This window comes from Candidatus Erwinia dacicola (assembly GCF_001756855.1).
In the GTDB taxonomy this organism is placed as follows: Bacteria; Pseudomonadota; Gammaproteobacteria; order Enterobacterales; family Enterobacteriaceae; genus Erwinia; species Erwinia dacicola.
The window spans coordinates 1-2,418 of record NZ_MAYS01000463.1 but is presented as its reverse complement, the minus strand read 5'-3'; the positions used below and the strand labels follow the sequence as shown (position 1 = coordinate 2,418).

The following is a 2,418-nucleotide window of genomic DNA, read 5'->3' as shown; positions in this document are numbered from 1 at the left end:
ATTTACACCACGTCCCAAGATTCTACCCTGTGCCATCCCTATCTAAATCTCGACTTGGATGCCCAGCTCGATCACGCGGTTCGGCGGGATTTCAAACTGGTCCGGCGCACGCAGTGCATTCTTCTGCAGCATCAGGAACAGTTTGCCGCGCAGGCGCATATACCACGGGCGTTTGCCGATAATCAGCGACTCGTGCGACATAAAGAATGACGTCTCCATCATCCGGCAGCTCAACCCTTCCAGATCGCAGCGGTGGAAGATCTCTTCCACGTTCGGCGTTTCGCGCCAGCCGTAGCTTGCCACCACGCGCCAGAAGGTCGACGACAGCTGTTCAATGGTCACACGCTTAACGTTGTGTACGTAGGGTGCGTCTTCGGTACGCAGCGTCAGCAGCACGACCCGTTCGTGCAGCACCTTGTTGTGCTTAAGGTTATGCAGCATGGCAAACGGAATGACGTTGAGCGCACGCGACATATAGACCGCGGTGCCTGGCGCGCGTACCGGCGGGGATTTCTCCAGCGAGGCGATCATCGCCTCCAGCGAATTACCGTGCTCATGCATACGGCGCAGCAGGCGGAAGCGCTCGCTTTTCCAAGTGGTCATCACGATAAACATCACCAGCGCCAGCGCCAGCGGTAGCCACCCACCGGCAAACACTTTCACTAGGTTGGCAGAGAACAGCGACACGTCGATGCACAGCATGCCAATCAGGATGGTGATCACCAAGTAGCGGTTCCAGTGCCAGTTCTTAATTGCCACGATGCTGCACAGGATCGCGGTCAGCACCATGGTGCCGGTTACCGCAATGCCGTAAGCCGCCGCTAGGTTGCTGGAGCGCTCGAAGCCGACAATGACAATCACCACGGCAAAATAGAGCAGCCAGTTGATTACCGGAATATAGATCTGGCCGGACTCTTGCTCCGAGGTGTGCACAATACGCATTGGCGGCAGATAGCCGAGGCGCACGGCTTGGCGCGTCAGAGAGAAGACGCCCGAGATTACCGCTTGAGAGGCGATCACTGTTGCCAGGGTTGCCAGAATCAGCATCGGGATCAGCGCCCAGTCCGGGGCCAGCAGGAAGAACGGGTTTTTAATCGCTTCCGGGTTTTTCAGCAGTAGCGCGCCTTGACCGAAATAGTTCAGCACCAGCGACGGCAGCACCACGATAAACCACGCGAGGCGAATCGGGAATTTGCCGAAGTGGCCCATATCCGCGTACAGAGCTTCCACGCCGGTAATCGCCAGCACCACGGCACCTAGCGCAAAGAAGGAGACGGTTTTGTACTCAATAAAGAAGTGCACGGCCCAGTACGGGTTCATGGCGTGCAGCACGTCCGGATTGGCGATAATCCCGCGCACACCCAGCACCGCCAGCACGATAAACCACAGCAGCATCACCGGTGCGAACAGCTTGCCGACGATACCGGTGCCGTGTTTCTGAATTACGAACAGCAACATCAGCACGGCAATCGCCATCGGCACGATGTAGCGGTCGAGGAAAGGTGCGGCGATCTCTAAGCCTTCAATCGCCGAAAGGACCGAAACCGCAGGAGTGATCACCACCTCACCATAAAAGAAGCTGCCGCCTATCAGACCCATAATCACCAGCACGGCAGTGGACATTGCCCCGGTATTTCTCCCGGCCAGCGACATCAGCGTCAGGATGCCCCCTTCTCCGGCATTATCGGCACGCATCACGTAGCTGATATACTTCAGCGATACGGTTAGCACCACCAGCCAGAAAATCAGCGATAAAAAGCCGAAAACGGCATCGCGCTCAACATCAAACTGACCGGAGAGACACTCGCGCAGGGTATAAAGTGGGCTGGTACCAATGTCGCCATACACCACACTAATCGCTGCCAGCGTAACGGCACCAAGGGACGGCCTCTTTTCAGAACTCATAGAGATATCTTTTGTTGGAGCCAACCTACGCGGGATTGCGCACAGCTAATCAAACCATTAAAACGCGCACAGTATGCATGATTCATATTGAATGCCTACCTCTAATTACCCGTTTAACGACAACTCTTAAAGGTAAGACATCGCCTGATGTCACCGTTTAATAATAAAAAAGCTGACTGATATCAAGTCTTTCAAGCATAATAGTCAGTAGTGTTTGTGCTCGCCAGCAACAAGCGGGCCTGTCCGTAGAAAAAGGATGAGTGTTTGATTATGGCTCACTCTCAATTACTGGCGGAACGCATCGCCCGCCTCAGCAATGCTTTAGAAAAAGGACTTTACGAACGCCATCATGCGATTCGCCTTTGCCTGCTCGCTGCCCTGTGAGGCGAAAGTGTATTTTTACTCGGCCCGGTCAAATCCGTCAAGGTGGTGTAAATTCAGTTCCAGCCTTCCGGTCCGGTAATGTGCCTGTTAAGCGCTGTGGCAACGCCTCGATGGTTAGGAAATTGAATC

The 2,418-nt window shown here is 54.7% G+C and carries 1 protein-coding gene; it reads right to left on the bottom strand.

Annotation, left to right across the window (positions count from 1 at the left end; all coding sequences use genetic code 11):
• Positions 1-42: 42 nt before the first annotated feature.
• Positions 43-1,905: a low affinity potassium transporter Kup gene (kup, locus tag BBW68_RS12360; protein ID WP_070135597.1), complete on the bottom strand. Its 1,863-nt coding sequence runs from the start codon at positions 1,903-1,905 to the stop codon at positions 43-45.
• Between the last annotated feature and the right edge of the window lie 513 nt (positions 1,906-2,418).

What these genes read in the sequence shown, in the direction of transcription:
- kup (WP_070135597.1), bottom strand. Translation starts at nt 1,905, where the DNA reads ATGAGTTCTGAAAAGAGGCCGTCCCTTGGTGCCGTTACGCTGGCAGCG.